General features: G+C 47.7%; 16 protein-coding genes and 3 tRNA genes. 7 read left to right on the top strand and 12 right to left on the bottom strand.

Annotated features, from left to right (window positions below):
* The first annotated feature begins 315 nt into the window (after positions 1-315).
* The 6 genes from OEZ10_13490 (at position 316) to OEZ10_13515 (ending at position 6,612) form a co-directional block, all read left to right on the top strand.
* Positions 316-984, top strand: coding sequence for an ankyrin repeat domain-containing protein (locus tag OEZ10_13490; protein MDH5633987.1), 669 nt, complete (start codon positions 316-318; stop codon positions 982-984).
* 296 nt (positions 985-1,280) lie between these two features.
* Positions 1,281-2,504 carry a site-specific integrase gene (locus OEZ10_13495; GenBank protein MDH5633988.1) on the top strand — a complete coding sequence of 408 codons (1,224 nt, stop codon included), beginning with the start codon at positions 1,281-1,283 and terminating at the stop codon, positions 2,502-2,504.
* The gene (locus OEZ10_13500; protein MDH5633989.1) at positions 2,498-3,607 is read left to right on the top strand and encodes an ankyrin repeat domain-containing protein; all 1,110 of its coding nucleotides are present in this window, start codon (positions 2,498-2,500) and stop codon (positions 3,605-3,607) included. The genes OEZ10_13495 and OEZ10_13500 overlap by 7 nt, the downstream gene beginning before the upstream one ends.
* Positions 3,608-3,757: 150 nt before the next feature.
* Positions 3,758-4,549, top strand: a complete 792-nt coding sequence (locus OEZ10_13505; protein MDH5633990.1) for a hypothetical protein — start codon at positions 3,758-3,760, stop codon at positions 4,547-4,549.
* A gap of 124 nt (positions 4,550-4,673) precedes the next feature.
* Complete coding sequence (locus OEZ10_13510; protein MDH5633991.1) at positions 4,674-4,889, top strand: helix-turn-helix domain-containing protein; 216 nt, start codon at positions 4,674-4,676, stop codon at positions 4,887-4,889.
* Between the two features lie 316 nt (positions 4,890-5,205).
* Positions 5,206-6,612, top strand: coding sequence for a replication endonuclease (locus tag OEZ10_13515; GenBank protein MDH5633992.1), 1,407 nt, complete (start codon positions 5,206-5,208; stop codon positions 6,610-6,612).
* A 74-nt stretch (positions 6,613-6,686) separates the two neighbouring features.
* Here OEZ10_13515 and OEZ10_13520 read toward each other — a convergent pair whose 3' ends face one another.
* The 12 genes from OEZ10_13520 to OEZ10_13575 form a co-directional block, all read right to left on the bottom strand.
* Complete coding sequence (locus tag OEZ10_13520) at positions 6,687-7,460, bottom strand: hypothetical protein (protein ID MDH5633993.1); 774 nt, start codon at positions 7,458-7,460, stop codon at positions 6,687-6,689.
* Between the two features lie 559 nt (positions 7,461-8,019).
* Positions 8,020-8,346 (bottom strand): hypothetical protein, encoded by a 327-nt coding sequence (locus OEZ10_13525; GenBank protein ID MDH5633994.1) that lies wholly within the window; start codon positions 8,344-8,346, stop codon positions 8,020-8,022.
* Positions 8,347-9,079: 733 nt separating this feature from the next.
* Complete coding sequence (locus tag OEZ10_13530) at positions 9,080-9,532, bottom strand: hypothetical protein (protein ID MDH5633995.1); 453 nt, start codon at positions 9,530-9,532, stop codon at positions 9,080-9,082.
* A 602-nt stretch (positions 9,533-10,134) separates the two neighbouring features.
* Positions 10,135-11,208 (bottom strand): UvrD-helicase domain-containing protein, encoded by a 1,074-nt coding sequence (locus tag OEZ10_13535; GenBank protein MDH5633996.1) that lies wholly within the window; start codon positions 11,206-11,208, stop codon positions 10,135-10,137.
* Positions 11,198-12,802 (bottom strand): ATP-dependent endonuclease, encoded by a 1,605-nt coding sequence (locus OEZ10_13540; GenBank protein MDH5633997.1) that lies wholly within the window; start codon positions 12,800-12,802, stop codon positions 11,198-11,200. The genes OEZ10_13535 and OEZ10_13540 overlap by 11 nt, the downstream gene beginning before the upstream one ends.
* 34 nt (positions 12,803-12,836) lie before the next feature.
* Positions 12,837-13,313: a hypothetical protein gene (locus tag OEZ10_13545; GenBank protein MDH5633998.1), complete on the bottom strand. Its 477-nt coding sequence runs from the start codon at positions 13,311-13,313 to the stop codon at positions 12,837-12,839.
* Positions 13,314-13,525: 212 nt separating this feature from the next.
* Positions 13,526-13,612, bottom strand: a tRNA-Leu gene (locus tag OEZ10_13550).
* Between the two features lie 102 nt (positions 13,613-13,714).
* Positions 13,715-13,788 (bottom strand) — tRNA-Cys (locus OEZ10_13555).
* A gap of 72 nt (positions 13,789-13,860) precedes the next feature.
* Positions 13,861-13,936: transfer RNA gene (locus tag OEZ10_13560), tRNA-Gly, on the bottom strand.
* 54 nt (positions 13,937-13,990) lie between these two features.
* Positions 13,991-14,572: a CDP-diacylglycerol--glycerol-3-phosphate 3-phosphatidyltransferase gene (gene pgsA / locus OEZ10_13565; protein MDH5633999.1), complete on the bottom strand. Its 582-nt coding sequence runs from the start codon at positions 14,570-14,572 to the stop codon at positions 13,991-13,993.
* 61 nt (positions 14,573-14,633) lie between these two features.
* Positions 14,634-16,466 carry an excinuclease ABC subunit UvrC gene (uvrC, locus tag OEZ10_13570; GenBank protein ID MDH5634000.1) on the bottom strand — a complete coding sequence of 611 codons (1,833 nt, stop codon included), beginning with the start codon at positions 16,464-16,466 and terminating at the stop codon, positions 14,634-14,636.
* Positions 16,459-17,103 carry a uracil-DNA glycosylase gene (locus OEZ10_13575; protein MDH5634001.1) on the bottom strand — a complete coding sequence of 215 codons (645 nt, stop codon included), beginning with the start codon at positions 17,101-17,103 and terminating at the stop codon, positions 16,459-16,461. The genes uvrC and OEZ10_13575 overlap by 8 nt, the downstream gene beginning before the upstream one ends.
* 228 nt (positions 17,104-17,331) lie before the next feature.
* Here OEZ10_13575 and efp point away from each other — a divergent pair, with 228 nt between their 5' ends.
* Entirely contained in the window at positions 17,332-17,892 is a 561-nt protein-coding gene (efp, locus tag OEZ10_13580) for an elongation factor P (protein MDH5634002.1), read from the top strand.
* The last annotated feature ends 25 nt before the right edge of the window (positions 17,893-17,917 follow it).

A 17,917-nucleotide genomic window follows, 5' to 3' on the forward strand; every position in this document is an offset into this window, starting at 1 on the left:
GCATACGGGCACGCTGAATACATGAACATCCTACAGCAAGCTACGGATATTATTCAATTTATCGGGTATCCTAGCGCCTGCGGTTCGTTCCATGGCCAGGTGCAACTGCGCATAATGTATATTATGTCAAATTAGTTTCACACGTAAAAAGTTACGTTATTTTTCAATTGGTATTTTGACAAATGTCAGGTTCTTTATTATCAATATAGAAAAAGATAACTACGCGGTTCGTGATATCGGGGTGGTATCATGGGTCTCACCTCGCACGGTCATGGGAAGAAGTTACAACTACAACAGGACAGGATGACCCGATCAATGGCTACAAAGAAAATTCACAATTCTGCTCAAACCGGATCCAGGCTTGGCGATATCGGCATGGTACTCATGGTGACACTGATGAGTGTCGCTGCAAACCTGCCCGATACATTCGAAATCAACTTTGACAAACGTTACCTGCTCGCGGCATTGATGGGAATTGTCGGTGTTTCGCTGATCAAGTACCTGAAATTTGCCCTTGTTCTGGTTGTTGTCGTATTGGCGGTGGGCGCCAATCTTCCCGAGCATATGGCCAGTGAAATGAACGTGAATCAGAACGTTATGTTGTTTGCGCTGGTTGCGATGGTCATCGTGTCCCTGGCCAACCATGCGTTCAAACTGCCAACGGGGCTTGAACAGACTCGCAGCCAGACGGATCGTGGTCCTGGTGGCTCGGCGTTATACGGCGCAATTTCAAAAGGTCGCCTGTCTACCGTCAAGGCCATTCTGGACCAGGGCGTTAACGTCAATATTCGAACACCTTCCGGTCAGACGCCGCTTATGTTCGCTTCATACAAGGGGTTCGGCGATATTATTCAGCTGCTGATTGACCGTGGTGCCGATATTCATGCGAAGGACAAGGACGGCAAGACTGCGTTGAATTTTGCAACGCAAAAGGGCTATACGCGGGCCGTAGACTTACTGCGTAGCTCCGGCGCGCAGATGTAAGCCCGCCCTGCTGCGCGGTCATTTGGTCCGGCTGAATCATTCCGGGCATCCAGAAAATCTTTATAAGAATATTGGTGCCCGGGGCCGGAATCGAACCGGCACGGTGTTTCCACCGAGGGATTTTAAGCTATTTGTGTCTTAATTTTCGCCTGTTAGCAGTTTTTTTAACTTCCTTTAAAAACAATAAGATAGTCTCCTTTCCCTTGCGCTATTGTTTGACAAAATTAGTGGTTATTCGCTAGAGTTGGACCTCAAGTGTCTACACTGTGTCTACACCAAGACGCGAAGGATCCAAATTGGCCACCAAACGACTCAACAAAAGTTTTGTCGACACGCTGTCTACACCAGCCCCAGGGCCTGGTGGCAAGAAGACGCAAAGGTTTTTTCGGGACAGCGCGCTCCCCGGCTTTGGGCTGCGAATTACTTCGGGCGGGGCCAAGTCCTTTATTGTCGAGAAACGCATCGCCGGAAAGGTCAAACGCATCACCCTGGGCCGGTACGGCCACCTCACGGTGGAGCAAGCCCGCATCGAGGCCCAGAAGCTCCTGGGTGAAGTCGCCACTGGCAAGGACCCGATCAAGGAGAAGCAGGCCAAGCGGGCCCGGGGTGTAACGCTCAAGGAAGCCTTTGACAGCTACCTGCAGACCCGCAAGGACCTCAAACCGCTAACGATTCACGATTACACGCGCTCGATCGAAGGACCGTTTAAAGACTGGCAGAATCGGGCGCTGGCCAATATCACCAAGGATATGGTGGAACTGCGTCATCGGGAATTGGGGCAGCGCTCCCCTGCCCGCGCGAACAATGCCATGCGCCTGCTGCGTGCCATCTTTAACCACGCCCAGGCCAAGTACGAGGACGAGAACGGCAACCCCATTATTACGGTGAACCCAATCGATCGGATCAGCCAGAATCGGGGCTGGTACGAGGTCAAACCGCGTCAGACCTTGATCAAGGCCCACCAGCTGGGCGACTGGTATGCGGCCACGGAACAGCTCAACAACCAGACCACCCAGGACTATTTGCGGTTCCTGCTGTTCACCGGGCTGCGCCGGTCCGAAGCCGCCGGGCTGAAATGGAATGATCTCGACTTTAAAGACAGAACGTTCACGATCAAGGAAACCAAAAACAAGCAGATCCATACCCTGCCCTTGTCGGATTATTTGTTCGACCTGCTGAAACGACGCCATGACGGCGCAACGTCGATATTTGTATTCCCCAGCAATACCGCCCGGGGCCATATGATTGAGCCCAGGACCGCCGTCAGCCGGGTGTCGGAGCTGTCCGGGGTGCCGTTTACCCTCCATGACCTGCGCCGGACCTTTATCACCATTGCCGAAAGCTTGGATATCGCGGGTTATGCGCTGAAAAGGTTGCTGAATCACAAGGATCCGAACGACGTCACGGCCGGATATATCGTCTCGAACGTGGACCGGTTGCGTGAGCCGATGCAACGGATAACGGACTTTATTGTTGAGCATTGCAATGACAAGAACAGCGAGGAAACAAAAGCATGCTAAAAGCCCCCATTCGGCTACTCGTTACACTGTTTTTTTGCTTTCCAATAGCAACTTCTCAAGCTGGCTATGAATCTGTATTTGATAGTGAGCTTGATAAAGCGGTCACCAGGAATTCATTAATCAATGCGATCGAAAAAGACGATTATGAAGCAGTAGCAAAGATACTGGATTCAGGAAAGATAGACATAAACTTCACAACCGAAAAAGGCGGTTCGGCAATCATCTACGCGGCCCGTAAAGGGAATCCAGGAATCATAAAAGCACTTGTTTCAGCAGGTGCGGATGTAAATCACAGCACTAACGCTGGCAATACCACGCTAGCGTATGCCATGTCGGGCACAAAGAAGAATGCATACCAGATAGCGAAACTCTTAATAGATGGCGGCCTGGATGTGCGCGCGAAAAGAGATCCGAAAAATATAGAAGTCGATCCACCTGTTACTGCCGCCGTCCACAAAGGAGACGCCAAACTGGTGCGCCTGTTTCTCAAGAACGGCGCGGATATCAATGCCAAAGATTATCGTTTGTGGACGCCTCTTGATATTGCTATCAGGACAGGAAAGGCGGAAATGGCGAGAATATTAATTGGACACGGCGCGAAGATTGAAACGCTATTTATAAGCAACTTGTTTGACGGGTGGCCACCCATAAAATACGCGTATAAACAAGGCCACCATGAAGCCGTCTATGTCGCAAAGAGAGCAAAAAATGGTTTTATGCCCCTCGATATTCACTCACATTTTGACGAGCAACGGAAAATGGCAGAGGCGCTATACGAGCTATCGGGTACCAGAAAATATTCTATTGAGGGCCATAATTTTAATACGTTGACTAATGCGCTCTATGAAGACCCGGGAGTAATACTTCGGTATGAGGGAAACAACACAAAAGAACAACTGAATTTCTTCAATAAAGAGCAGTTACAGAAACTGAGGAATGCCATCTTTGCCCGGCATAACTATGCGTTTAAAACTGAAGAATTGCGGGCTTACTTCACAGAATTGTTTCCGGGTTACAGTGCTACAAATAAGAACGTGAAACTATCAAAGTCTGACAAGGATAATGTGAAGTTTATTCGTGATATTGAAGCAACTAAACAGTAAAACAACCGTGGAATACCTTCAAAGTAGCTTCAAAATACCTTCAATTGACCTTCAAAATAGCTTCAATTGACCTTCGATCTAGCTTCAGAAGCGGCAATTGGGGGTTTGAAATTGGCTCAAGTGGTTATCTGGGAGCCAAGGAGTATTTGTATGTTGTTGTATGAAATATTTGATTACTTCGATCCGAAATCAGGTCCGATGCCCGATTATTTTGAAGATCATTTCGGGTTTGTTGCAAAGAGAGCTCGCACTGTTCTGATGAGTCGAAACAAAGAATTCATACTTAATGCTTACGATATTCTCGAAGCAATGTATGACGAATGCGGTCCCTGGAAGATGGAAGCGCTAGAGAATGATGGTCAACCAGATTATGAGTTGCATAAACATTACTTAGAGGGTGATGCGCAATATTCAGTGGCGTATGATTTTGTTCACATGATAATTGGTGAATACGATCTTGTTAGTGAAGAATCCCTAAAGCATCCGACATGGCCGGAGATGCTCGCAGTAATCGCGCTGGCAAAGATTGCTGAGGCACATTGGAATATTTCTCAAGTCTCATCTGAAGAGCAAGACATCGGTCACGAACTTGATGCGATTGATTCCTGTGGAATACTCCTGTCTGAAGCAACTGATGCAATCGCTATTGCAGAAGGACTGCAATATACCGAGGATATGATAGAACATATTGACAGATTAGATAAATTGACAAGTGGTCCGAGCCGAGGAGGAAAAAAACGGGCAGAGAACTATAAGCCTTTAAGGGGCTATGTCATAAGTGAATGGCTGGAAAGGCATAAGAATATAAGTGTCAGACAAGCTGCTATAAAAATATGGAAGACTGTCCCGGACGATCTAAAAGACCTAATAAGCACAGATGACCCGGAAAAACGTCTCGAGAAATGGATTGGGATATACAAGAAACAATTTAATCTGAAATAGTTATCATGCTCGCCTAAATGTACCCGTACTAGCGCGGGTATACCTCTAGTAGCGGCGTCATTCCAATCGCCCTCAAAGACATTTATATATTTCCTCATGTTCGAAACTGCATGAGGAAATACACATGGAAACAAGACTACTCAATACCCAACAAGCAGCCCAATATCTGGGCGTAAGCAAAGCCTTTTTGGAGCGTGATCGCTGGGCTGGTGCTCGGATCCCGTTTGTCCGGATCGGCTCCCGGTCAGTTCGCTACACTCAGGAAGCTCTGGACAAATATATTGCGGGCCAGGTCCGCATGAATACTTGCGATCTCAAGGCCGGGGGATCGCATGGATGAGGGGCCGATATATAGCGATCTAAACCCCCGCCCGATTCCCAGGCAGATCCAGGGAACCCGGACGATACCGGTTCCCCTGCTCGGTCGCCCTCTGGGCGGTCCAGGGGATGTGGGCTTTATTGAGCGAGCTCTGACCAGGTCTCCGGCAAGGTTCCGGGAGGATATCGCCCGGGAGTATGAGCGCCTTTTTAAAACCAAAGGGCGACAGACTGCGAACCTGTATATGCTGGATATCGGAAACGACTTCCGATCTCACAATATCTTGCTCGCTGGAGATGATGATTATATCCGGTCCTATGCGCGGCAATGCTCGCAGATGTGCCGGGGATTTTGGCGTCAATCCCGGGACCTGGTTCACGCCTATAGCATGCAGATAGCTTACGCAGCCGAGAAAGGCATTAGTCCCCCGCTCCCTGACCGTAACCGGGTATTGAGAAGCCTGGTTCGTCGGCTTGCCTGTGAGAAGTGGTGGCGCCGGGCACTGCGGGCCACACGAGCGCAACTGGTCGAGGGTCACGCGATTCGGCTTGGCCTCGTGCATGCTCACAAGCAAATCTACGCCAGTGATGAAACCGTTTACCGATGCCGGCAGCAAAACGCCCATAATCGGGATCTGCTGGCATCGATGGAAGCCGTCAACGAACTGGATCAGTGCTACACACTGGAAGAGCTGGCCGAGCTTTCAACATCAAACCCAAAGATTCGCCGGGCTGAGCTAATGGCCAGGATGGCCGGGTTTGAATTACTCGCTGATTCACTCCGTCACATCGCAGAGTTTTACACATTAACAGCCCCGGGACGCATGCATAGGTACCGGTTCTGTTCTGGAACGGGTACCGGTCCAGCAAGGTTAAAGCCTGTATGTAACCGGAACCATGATGGCTCCAACCCCCGGGACGCGAACCGATACTTGTGCCGGGTCTGGGCACGGATCCGGGCCAAGCTAAAGCGCCAAGGCATCCCCATTTACGGCTTTCGGGTCGCCGAACCGCACCACGATGCCACGCCCCACTGGCATTTACTGCTATTCATGGCGTCTGAACACCGGGAAGCGGTCCGAGGAATTCTCAGGCATTACGCATTGCAGGACAGCCCGGACGAGCCAGGCGCGCAGGAGCATCGGTTCAAAGCCGTTGAGATCGACAGGCGCAAAGGAACGGCAACCGGTTATATTGCCAAGTACATTTCAAAGAACATAGACGGCGCTCATCTGGATCATGGAGTTTACGGAGAAGACCCTGTTAAAGGTGCTGAGCGTGTTAATGCCTGGGCTAAAACCTGGGGTATCCGGCAATTTCAGCAGATTGGTGGGCCACCTGTTGGCATATGGCGTGAACTGCGACGCATCCCCAGAACAAAGCAGGACCAGGAATCCGACAAGGACCCCTCCCTTTTGGATCGGGCCCGGGACGCTGCAGACCAGGGCGATTGGGCCAAGTTCGTGCTTTTAATGGGTGGCCCAGATGCATTGAGAAAACACCACCCTATTTCACTGGCTAAGCTACACAGCGACGCTGAGGGCTTTTATGGGGATCCTGTCGGGGAATCGGTATTCGGGGTTTCTTTTAAAAGCGAGACCTTTGAGACCCGACCTCACACCTGGACAATTCGGTCCCGAGCCCAGGTGCAGTTAAAAGAAAGTCCTTTTAAAAGGGGCTGTACGCAGCAGTTTGAAACCGGTCTGTTTAAAGAACGGCCGCTTCCCTTGGAGTTCTGTCAATAACTGTACGCAATTTAACATGCCGCTCCAGCCCATATATGTCCGCTATCGGCCAGTAGCGGACATTAATCCATGGCTTATACAGCTACATGACTATTATCTTCTCTTTCGCCTACTAGAAAAGAATAGCTGCGTGACAAAAGGCCAATCTCGATTATACCAAGCAATAGCCAGGTTGCCCCAATTAGCAATAAATTCAAAGTTGAGAAACTATCAGGAAATAGGTCTAGAATTAGTTCTGTAATAATCGGGGGAAGACTAACCAGTAATGTTAACCTCCAGCCATTTCCCCTTGATAAGCGCCATGACCACGCTGGAGTTTGTTGACCAATTCCAATTGCACATGAAGGCAATACTAAAGACCAGCGCGATATAATGTAGTATATTGGAATAATAGCGGGATAACCGATTATTGTATTTAACATATTTTCTTGTTCAATAACTGCTTCATCAATAGAAAAAGAAATCAATGCAAATGGTAGGTACAATATCGCTGCTAAAACTATAAACAAAATCCACCACGCACCATATTCAAGCTCATTCCCCGTCCAATGAATATATTTTCTGTCTTTTACATAATCTTTACCAAGAATGAAAATTCTGTGGCATCCGACTATTGCCATAAGAAGAGACAATGTAAAAATGAACCATAATAGTGCTAATACAAACATGCCTAGAACATTATCAGCACCAAGCAAGTAGGAAAAAGAGAAGAAATGATGGTAAGAAATCAGTATCGTGCCACTAATTACTGCTGGTGCGCCTACCTTTAAAAAAGCAACAGGGTTCTGAAAAGGCACCGATACCACCTGAAAAAAGATATCTCTAACTGGTAGTTTTATTGTATCCATATATCAAAATCTATATGCCCGCTTTGGGTCGTTAGTGGAAATTAATCAACCGCCTACAACCTGAATAACTATTGAAACACATCTTGGTCGCATGAGTATACTGTTGAAAATTTGTCGGCTCCCTGACCCCCCCCTCCTTGTGTCTGATATCCGTATACCCATCCAGGACAGCCACAAACTGTCCTATTTGGGTCGATTTCTGCCACATGATACATCTCCCCAAAGTGGTCATCTATATATCAATGTGTTTGTCAGAGCCCCATTTAAGGCCATCATCAACAGTCTTGTATTTTGACACGCCTAGGTAGCTCAAAAATACAATTGGTAATGCTATTGCATAAAATACAATATTTCCAAACCCAACGAATAAGGCGATGAATGGAAAGATAAGCAACGCAAGAACGAATCGTAACTTTCTTAAGTTGGCACCATCTTCATCCTCGCATAAAGTCACCCCACAGCTATCACAGACGAACGTACTGTTTTCATGGCTCAGTCCTGGTTTTAGCCAAGATTTACAATTAGGACACGATGGCATAATGAAAATATGATGTTCCCTTTATCTGAAAAACATGGCTACAAACTTTACAAAGCCCAGCAGCATTCGTCCATATCTTGGACAGTTGGTGTCATTCATGTCTACGCAATTCTGATAGGTGTCTAACACTCCATATAAAAGCAGTCCTACGACTATTGCTCCGATAGCGTTGATAATTTTATTGCTTCTCTCGTATTTCGCTCTCCACTTGTCTGCTATCTTAGCTTGCTTCCCTGTATCGCCTTCTTCTGCTGCAAAAATATATATTGATCCGCAGTTTCCGCATTTTGACGTGAGTGGATCACCATTTTTACTGGTATAACCGCAATCACGACATTTATATTTCATGCTTCATCTCGTATTTCGCGTCAACAACGAATGACTGCTTTGGGTCGATTCCAGCCGAATTGAGCCCTGGCTGGAATCAGGCGCCAATAACTCCAAAAATATTTGGCCCTCACCCTTCATAAAGGAAATCCGATATTTCTGATTACTTCAATCTATTCAGGACCATAAATATTTCATAATGGTCTATCAGTGCGAAAACATTCTTTCTGCGCTAGGTTCATTGTTTTAGGTAATAACTGAATTCTAAATCCACCATATTATCGTCTTAATGGTGAAGCCATGCTTAAGTATGAGTGTTTCATTACCAAAAATTGACGAGTACGAGATATAATGAAACCAAATACACCAGCGTGATGCTAATGATTTTCCATTGGTCCGTTTGCCAATAAAAAGATGCTGAATCTCTTCTCCTTGCGCCCTTCTCAATTTGAATCTTGCGCGTTGTTTTGAATGCAAGCCAGGCAAAACCGCCGCTCAGACCAAGCAATATGAAGGGAAGATAAAATAGACGCCTTAACTCCTCTTTGGGTGTCTCTATAGTGTCTGGAGGAAAAATTAGAGTGAAACTGACATTTCCCGCGGCTGCGATAAATAATAACGCCAATAGAATCTCAGTCAGGAGAGATATATAGAGAAAAACAATAAAAGCCCTGTTCAAAGATATTTCCTTATCCCGTTCTGGTAGATCAGAATCGAATAATAAAAAGTTGTCAGCTAGCCTGAATTCTGTGTTTCATTCGCCTAGCTCGTTCTTTTTCTCCAAATATATAGATTGATCGTCTTGATTTGGCCTTTTCAGTAAGCATGGATATAGACTAAATAATGCATTAACTACAGCAGCGTTTGCCGTATCTGGCTCGCTTGAAGCTTTCAGCTTCTTATCGTTTAGCTGCATGATCGCCAGAACATTCTTCTGCATTTCCCAAAAAGTATTTTTGCCTTCCGCTGACGATATGCATGAGGGCGAAATGAATTCTCCAGTGTCAATGGCTCTGGTAACGAAAATCCCGCTCATGGCACCCTTAAGGACGCCCATGCAGTATCCAACAACTTCCATTTGTTCTGGCTGAATATTCTTTTGGTGGACAATAGAGCATTTTTCTATGTACTCATTTACACTCCAATTAAATGCATGCACAATGGATGTGCCGAGTAACATGGTGAAAACAAAAAGCGCTCTGATCATGATATCCTCCCGCGAAAACTATGTTCTGCCACCTCTTAATATTTTTGTTCACCACTATTCGGACTTCCTAGTCGTACAAATCGTTGGTACTCGGATGCGACAACAATTGGACCAAATAGGGGCACAAAGAATAGAATCAATATTAAGCCAGAGTGCTCATCAATCCTTTGTTCCCGAGTGCCAAAATAATAGAGAATAAAAGCTGTACATAAAAGCCATATCGCTATCCATAGCTGAAATATTGGATATTTCTTTATGTATTCTCCAAGCGTTACACCTGGCTCGCCGTACCCATATGCTTCGTCACCCAATAGGCTTCTGATCAATAGCGAGGGTGCTAGTAATATAATAAATAGCCAACTCCAGTTTGATATCACCCATTCATAAAATAGTGTTCCCCCAAATAGGAGCGCCAAAACAAACCACCACGAAGCTACTAATGTTCTTTGTCTTTGATTCATGGTGTTTTGAACAAATTCTCACTGATCGTTTTTTAGTGATTCACTACAAGCATTAATTCTAGCCAATATCAATCGAGTCCGACCCTTTTGGTTCTTATCAATCGAGTCCGACCCTTTTGGTTCTTAATGATACTCCAAGTATTATTTTGGATGCCAAAAAGGCAATGATGATATTCCACCATTATTTATAACTATTGCTACACTTTGAGCCGCGCGTGTAACCGCAACATAAAAACTTGCTGCCGGTACAGGTTCTAGCTGTTCTCCAGACTGAATAAATTTAGCAATACCAGCTGTTGGTATAATAAGAACACGCTCATGTGTAGAGCCCTTCGAAACTTTAAAGTTCATATAATCTAGATCAAATGCTTTTCCAGAGCTTGCACTGTGACGCAGGCATTGTGGATAAAACATTGCAATATATTCGTTAACGTGATCAGGGTGCACAAGAAATACACCATCATGACCAGTGATTATGTTATTCTGTGACTCTGTTGTTGGAAAGGTCCATGTTGAGTCAAATATCGTATCTGAGAAAGCCGCGATACCCGGATTGCAGCGCCATGTGGTGTTATTTTCTATAATCTCCAACAAGCCACTTTTCTCTCGATCACGAAACCAGTTGATTGCCTCAGCGTAGGAATACTTCTTATTCTTATTGCTTCGTGGGTTTGTCGCTAGAACCGACTGCCTAATATCGCCAACCATATGTATATCTAATGACGACCTTAATAATACGTCAATTATTTCCCAATCATGCGCACTTAAATCCTGCGCCTCATCAATCAATACTTCATCATAAATGCACTCAAGGCGATGAATAAGTGCTCCTTTACTTTCATAGATTAGCTCATGTGCTAAGCGACCTATCTCACATGCATACACAAAGTGTTTTGAATCTAAAAAACGCCTTTCTCCTTTTGCAAAGCGATTAGGATATCCCTCAAAGTTGAATCCCTCTACTCTTTTTCCAGGAAACTTAAAAGGTATGAACGGCCGAGCAAAATCTCGCATTAAAAACGTAAACCAACCAACTACTTGAATACCAGGGTGGTCTCCAGCATAAACAGAGAGCCTTTCAAGTAGTTCTGCCTGATTATTCTGAGTGTAGGTTACTACTAATGCACGCTTGTTTTGTGGTAGCGATGCACAATGCTCTACTATTCCTTGAGTCTTACGTGAGCCAGCAACCGCAAGAGTCAATTTATTTGCCATGGATAAACTCAGCTGCAGATTTCATATAATCAGGTGGAGATATTGTTTTATTCGAAGATGCTATGCGGATAGCACATTCAGTCTTCTCACGCTTCATCCACTTATCAAGGTCAGCATGCTCTTCTATACCCAATATCTCCCGCAGATCACTTTCAGCATTAAAGTTAGCTAGTTGCGGCTCAAGCGTTGTTCCATGCTCTACATCTCCAATGAAAAGTTCGCGTTTTTCTTTGGCCAGCCATTCTTTTACTGGAGTTCGCAACTCATCTGGGTTAAAGCCATCATTGTCTCGTAAAACTGCAACCGTTTTATTAAGCGATGCACAAAGTTCTAAACAGCGCTTATGTGATAGACCCCGCATACTTAAAACATCAATTCCACACTCCATTGGTTTCTTCTTATAAATGTCGTGAAATATTCTTTCAAAAATTATTTCGTCTGATGGGCCTTCAACTAGCACAATTTTATCGGCCAATACTAAACGAAGCGTGTCGTAACCAGGTAATTTTTGGAAATATGAGACAGTATCTGGTTTGAGCTCGGGCAATTTATTCACTTCGTTTATTGCCATTAATAGAAGTGAATCAAGTCCCAGTCTATTTAGAACAAATGAACTGTGAGTTGTAATAAATATTTGCTGCTGCTCACCAGAAAGCGACTGCATGCGTGCCAATAAAGTAGCAAGACTTGTATGAGTTAGATGATTCTCTGGCTCTTCTACCATGACGAAATTGGCTCTGTCAGAATGCTTATTCATGGCGAGAGATATTTTTATGGCTGCTTGCTGTCCTTGCCCAGACATTGAAAATGGAACTTTGTCTACATGTGGCGTTACTGAGGCTTCCCATGAAGTTCTAGAGCTCTGATCCATTGCAAGTGAGATCGGTCTATCATGCAGTGATGCATGAAGTTTTCCAATACGTTCGTTAACAGACTTGAGTGTGTTACTTGACATTGAAGCCTTTACTTCACGATATGCAAGTGAGATAGAGGCCCGCTCAGGCGGGTCAAGATGTTCTCCAAGAATGTCTCGTAGGTGATAATCTACTCCAATTGTGGTTCTCACAGTCCTGGAGTCAATTATGGCAGTTGATAACTGTCGAGGCCGACTCGTGATTTTCTTATCAGCAAACGTACGCCAATCATCCATGTAGTATTCGATTGGAAGAATTTCTGACGGGCTTTCGACCCATTTCGCAAGATCTTCAGCATAATCAGGATTAGGTATGATTCGCATAGCAATTCCTGGGCACGCTAAAGTCGGTACCTCACTGTTTATTGCCCCGCATAATTGTTGCAATTCGTCTCGATTATCGAAAAACAATTCAATTCGTATTTCTGGAAAAGCGGCATGCTCGCCATTAATTCGTTTCTTTACGAAATTCTCTACTATTGCAGTATTGAATAAATATGGATTTAGTACTTCAGAGACTCTACGCCCGTCGATTCGACCCGTCAGAGCTAGTGTGATCGCCTCCATTAAAGTAGACTTACCACTCTCGTTTGGACCAACGATCAGGTTTAGTTTTGAATTTGGTTCGAAATCTAATCTCTCGTAGATACGGTAGCCGTGGATTTTAATTCTATTAATCAATGTCAGCTATCCCCTATGGTGTATAGAAGTTATATTACATGCTTGCTCTTTTTAGTATCTTTTCTAGCCCAGCCTCAAGAATGCCTGGTTCAGGAAACAGCTTTTTTGAATATAGCCAATTTTTTCTATGACCTATTGAAAATACACCGCTGTATAGCTTATATCCCGGGTATATCCTGAAGTCACCAGAAGATAATATTTCTTTCGCCTGATCTTTCGTTAGTGTCCATTGATGACCGCTTTGTTTTCCAGGCCGTCTGTCATCAAGATAACACTCCAAGCCCATATCAGTTACTTTAAGTTTTGTTGTTTGTGTGGATGTCGAGAAAACCAATAATTCAGAAGGAATAGCTGTCTCTTTACCTTTTGCTTCTGCTCCCGCTGGTTCTGTTTCCTGTACTGGCGTTCTTAGTAATGTTTGATACGCTATCCATGTACCAAGTCCTGCGAATATTGTTGTCGCAATTTTTGAAACTATATCGATTATTTCAGTAAAGCAGGACCAAGACATAAATTTACCTGGAAACTGAGCTCATAAAGTATTATGCAGGATGAGCTGAATAAAAGTGACGTACATGCATACACATAAAGCCGAGTTAGCTATATATCAGATATAGGTAGCCATGGCATTTAATGCAAAAAATAGTTGTCTACACCACGTCTACACGAGATTTTGCCCAACCTGGGCTGATTTTGAGAAGTTCTGTAAGTGATTGTTTTAATTGGTGCCCGGGGCCGGAATCGAACCGGCACGGTGTTGCCACCGAGGGATTTTAAGTCCCTTGCGTCTACCAGTTTCGCCACCCGGGCCTGATTGGCCGGTTCCAGTAAAACCCGGGTGAAATGGCATCGATTGCCCGACCCGGACGGTGTTCTGGACTGGACCCCGTGCAAGTCGGGGTCGGAAAGAGTTGGAGGCCGGGGCCGGAGTCGAACCGACCTACATGGATTTGCAATCCAGTGCATAACCGCTTTGCTACCCGGCCAGGGTGCCCTGTGTTTTCACAAGTATACTCAAAAAAATAGGGGAAGCGGAAAGCCTCCCCTATTTCCGAATCTGGAGCGGGAAACGAGATTCGAACTCGCGACCCCAACCTTGGCAAGGTTGTGCTCTACCAACTGAGCTATTCCCGCGAAGGCGCGTATTCTAAGCATTCACGCCTGACTGTCAAGCACGTTTGCTGCGGTTTACGACTGCCCTTTCAGAACCGGCCAGGCGGCTTTGAGGTAGGCAAGCATGGACCATAGCGTCAACGCGGCGGCAATATACAACAAAACTTCCCCGGTACGAAAGCATGGATGACCGAACCAGGTCAGGTCGCCCACCAACATGACCGGAATTGCGGCCATTTGCGCAGTAGTTTTCAGTTTGCCCACAAACGACACGGCGACACTGGAGCGTTTGCCCAGTTCCGCCATCCATTCCCTGAGCGCGGAAATGGTGATTTCACGCCCCAGGATGACGATAGTGACGACACTTAGTGCCATAGGGCTGATGGAAATGGCCTGGTTCTGGGGGTCTGCAACCAGCAGTATCAGTGCTGCAGCCACCATCAGTTTATCCGCGACGGGATCGAGAAACGCACCAAATGGCGAAACCTGGTTCCATTTGCGTGCCAGGTAGCCATCAAGCCAGTCTGTTACCGCCGCCATGATAAACAGGCCGGCCGCTGCGTCATTGGCCCAGGATTGGGGCATGTAATAGGCGATCACGAATAACGGGATCGCGGCAATGCGGGCCAGCGTCAGGATATTTGGAATGTTTAGCAGCACGTTGGTCTACACCCAGTTTTTGTTGTGATGCGCGAACGTACAGCCGGCTTGACGGCAGTCAGGCGTGCAAGGCATCAAAAATCTTTTGGGCCAGTTCCTGGCTGATACCAGGCACCTTGGCCAGTTCGTTCACTCCCGCGCGGGCAACTTCCTGCAGGCCGCCAAAGTGTTTTAACAGGGCCTGGCGACGCTTGTCACCGACACCGGGAATCTGTTCCAGCGAAGACTGCTTGCGGCTACGCGCCCTCCTCGCCCGGTGACCGGTAATGGCGAAGCGGTGGGCCTCGTCCCGTACCTGCTGAATCAGGTGCAGAGCCGGAGAGTGAGGCGGCAGTATAGTGGCGTCCTTGGCGGGCCACAAGAACAGCCGCTCCTTGCCGGGAATACGCTCCCGACCCTTGGCCACGCCTACCAGGGTAACGTCCACCACCTGCAACTCTTCCAGGATTTCGGCGGCAACGCCGAGCTGTCCCTTGCCGCCATCGATCAAGAGCAGGTCCGGAACGGGATGCTCACCGTCCATGGCCCGCGTATAACGACGTGAAAGCGCTTGTCGCATCGCCGCGTAGTCGTCGCCGGGTTGAATGTCCTTGATATTGAAGCGCCTGTAATCTGACTTGAGTGGGCCTTCAGGACCAAATACGACACAGGACGCCACGGTTTCAGTGCCGTTGGTGTGACTGATATCGAAACATTCAATGCGCTCGGGCGTGGCAGATAACGCCAGGGCATCGGTGAGCTGTTCAAACTGAATGCGCAGGCTGGCGTGCGTGGCCAGGCGCCGACGCAAGGCATCTTCAGCATTGATCTGGGCCATTTGCATCCAGCGACGACCGTCACCACGTTCCGGGACGAGTAGTTGAACCTTGTGCCCGCTTTGCTGGCCCAACGCCTCGGCAAGCAGGTCAGGGTCTGACACGTTTATGCTGATCATAATCCGTGTCGGCACCTGCTTTTGCTGGTAGAACTGCGATACAAACGCCTCGAGGATGTCGGCAGGCAGATCCTGGCTGTCATCGGCAACAGAGAACTTCGGGAAGAACGCCTTGCTGCCGAGATTACGGCCGCCACGAACAAAGCTGGCGCTGACGCACGCCAGGCCGCCTTCAACGGCAACCGCGAGAATATCGGTGTCGCGGCTATCGGTGCCGACAAATTGTTGTTCCTGCACCCGCGTCAGTGCCGCCAACTGGTCGCGAAACACCGCAGCCTGTTCAAACTCGAGGTTTGCCGATGCCTGCTCCATGTGCTGGAGTATCTCGTCGTTCACCTCGCGACTTTTGCCTTCCAGGAACATGGTAGTGTGGCGCACATCGTCGGCATAATCCTTGTCGGTAACCAGGCCGACACAGGGTGCCCGGCACCGTTTGATCTGGTACTGCAGGCACGGTCGCGACCGGTTGCTGAAATAGGAATCCCGGCACTGACGTACACGGAACAGCTTCTGCAGCAGGTGCAGGCTTTCCCGGGCTGATGACGATGACGGGTATGGGCCAAAATACCGGCCTTTGCCTTTCCTGGCACCGCGATGGTATCGCAGCTCGGGGAACACGTGATCCGACAGATAGATATAGGGATAACTCTTGTCGTCACGAAGCAATACGTTGTAGCGCGGATTGAGCGACTTGATCAGGTTGTTTTCGAGGATCAGGGCTTCGTTTTCGGAATGGGTAACCGTGATCTCGATATCGACAACTTGCGATACCATGGACTGGATGCGATTGCTCAGGCCGCTGGCGCGAAAATAGCTGCTCACCCGGTTACGCAGGTTGCGCGCCTTGCCTACATAGAGAATGACCTCATCAGCCCCGATCATGCGATAAACGCCCGGCAAGGCCGGCATGATTTTGGCCATCTCTCTTAGTGCGTTGATATCCCCTGCTTCAACCATTCTGCTTCAGGATTTTGTCAATGTTGCTAAAAACATCGTGGAACATCTTTTCGGTCAGTCGCCGTGTCTGCGTGTTGTAGCGACTGCAATGGTAGGAGTTCACCAGTGTCAGCTGCTCCAGCTTGTGTACGGCGTTATGGGCGAACCGGAATTGTGACTGCTTCAGATCAAGCGCACGCAACACCGCCTTGTGAGCGATATTGCCCAGGGTCAGCAGCACCGCATTTTTTGGCAGCGTCGCCAGTTCGGCTTTGAAATACGGGTTACAGGTTTTCTCTTCTTCCGTAGTCGGTTTATTGGCCGGCGGCAGGCACTTGACCGCGTTGGTAATCCTGCAACCGGTCAATACCAGGTCGTCATCTGCGGCAATGGATTCGGGCAGGTTCCCGTAGCCGAACTTGTGTAGCGTCTGGTACAGCAGGATCCCGGCATAATCACCGGTAAAAGGTCGGCCGGTGCGATTGGCGCCATGCATGCCCGGCGCCAGGCCGACAATCAGGAGTCGGGCCTTGGGGTCGCCAAATGGGGGCACGGGTGCGGCATGGTAGTTCGGGTAATCCTGGCGGATACCCGTCAGAAACTTGTCCAGTCGCGGGCATTGGCGACAGGCGGGATTAAAAGTGGATTGTTTTGCCATGATTATTTGATATCTTACATTAAATATAGTCTATAACACATTGTTATATAGGAACATTATTCCGACAATATGTCTCATCTCAGCCGCACGGTTTTTGCGTTGTCGGCGCCGCCACCGGCCGCGCCCTGGATTTTGGAATCCAGGCGACCAGCGAGCTTTTCAAATTCCGATCCAAACAATAAAATCAGCGCTCTTTTTTACACAAGCGAAAGCGGAAGACAAACACTAATGAAAATCTCAGCATTTGATATTCGCCCGGGCAATCTCATTGAGCATAACGGAAAGCTGTGGCGTGTAGCCAAGATTCAGCACGTCAAGCCCGGCAAAGGCGGCGCTTTTATGCAGGTGGAGATGAAAGATATTGCCAGCGGCTCCAAATTGCATGAGCGTTTCCGCTCTGAAGACAAGGTTGAGAAGGCCCATGTTGAAGCACGGGAAATGCAGTACCTGTACCAGGATGGAGAAAGCCTGATATTTATGGACAACGCCAGCTACGAACAGGTAGCGATTCCGGTAGAGGATCTGGAGGCGCAAATGGGCTACATGTTGCCCAATACTGTCGCCGTGGTGACTTTTCACGGCGACACTCCCATCGGACTGGATCTGCCCGCTTCCGTCGTCCTGGAAGTCGTGGAAACAGAAGCGGCCATCAAGGGTCAGACGGCTTCCGGATCCGGCAAACCTGCCAGGCTGGAAACCGGCATCACTGTGACTGTGCCCGCATTTGTGAACACCGGTGACAAGGTAAAGGTTAATACCGATACTGGCGACTACATGGAACGCGCCTGACGGCATGTAAAAGGGCGGCTACGGT

The organism is Gammaproteobacteria bacterium, assembly GCA_029880545.1.
In the GTDB taxonomy this organism is placed as follows: domain Bacteria; phylum Pseudomonadota; class Gammaproteobacteria; order Acidiferrobacterales; family SZUA-150; genus JAOUOD01.

What these genes read in the sequence shown, in the direction of transcription:
- OEZ10_13515 (MDH5633992.1), top strand. Translation starts at nt 5,206, where the DNA reads ATGTGCCGGGGATTTTGGCGTCAATCCCGGGACCTGGTTCACGCCTAT.
- OEZ10_13530 (MDH5633995.1), bottom strand. Translation starts at nt 9,532, where the DNA reads ATGATCAGAGCGCTTTTTGTTTTCACCATGTTACTCGGCACATCCATT.
- OEZ10_13575 (MDH5634001.1), bottom strand. Translation starts at nt 17,103, where the DNA reads ATGGCAAAACAATCCACTTTTAATCCCGCCTGTCGCCAATGCCCGCGA.
- efp (MDH5634002.1), top strand. Translation starts at nt 17,332, where the DNA reads ATGAAAATCTCAGCATTTGATATTCGCCCGGGCAATCTCATTGAGCAT.
- OEZ10_13535 (MDH5633996.1), bottom strand. Translation starts at nt 11,208, where the DNA reads ATGGCAAATAAATTGACTCTTGCGGTTGCTGGCTCACGTAAGACTCAA.
- OEZ10_13510 (MDH5633991.1), top strand. Translation starts at nt 4,674, where the DNA reads ATGGAAACAAGACTACTCAATACCCAACAAGCAGCCCAATATCTGGGC.
- OEZ10_13505 (MDH5633990.1), top strand. Translation starts at nt 3,758, where the DNA reads ATGTTGTTGTATGAAATATTTGATTACTTCGATCCGAAATCAGGTCCG.
- OEZ10_13545 (MDH5633998.1), bottom strand. Translation starts at nt 13,313, where the DNA reads ATGTCTTGGTCCTGCTTTACTGAAATAATCGATATAGTTTCAAAAATT.
- OEZ10_13525 (MDH5633994.1), bottom strand. Translation starts at nt 8,346, where the DNA reads ATGAAATATAAATGTCGTGATTGCGGTTATACCAGTAAAAATGGTGAT.
- uvrC (MDH5634000.1), bottom strand. Translation starts at nt 16,466, where the DNA reads ATGGTTGAAGCAGGGGATATCAACGCACTAAGAGAGATGGCCAAAATC.
- OEZ10_13520 (MDH5633993.1), bottom strand. Translation starts at nt 7,460, where the DNA reads ATGGATACAATAAAACTACCAGTTAGAGATATCTTTTTTCAGGTGGTA.
- OEZ10_13490 (MDH5633987.1), top strand. Translation starts at nt 316, where the DNA reads ATGGCTACAAAGAAAATTCACAATTCTGCTCAAACCGGATCCAGGCTT.
- OEZ10_13500 (MDH5633989.1), top strand. Translation starts at nt 2,498, where the DNA reads ATGCTAAAAGCCCCCATTCGGCTACTCGTTACACTGTTTTTTTGCTTT.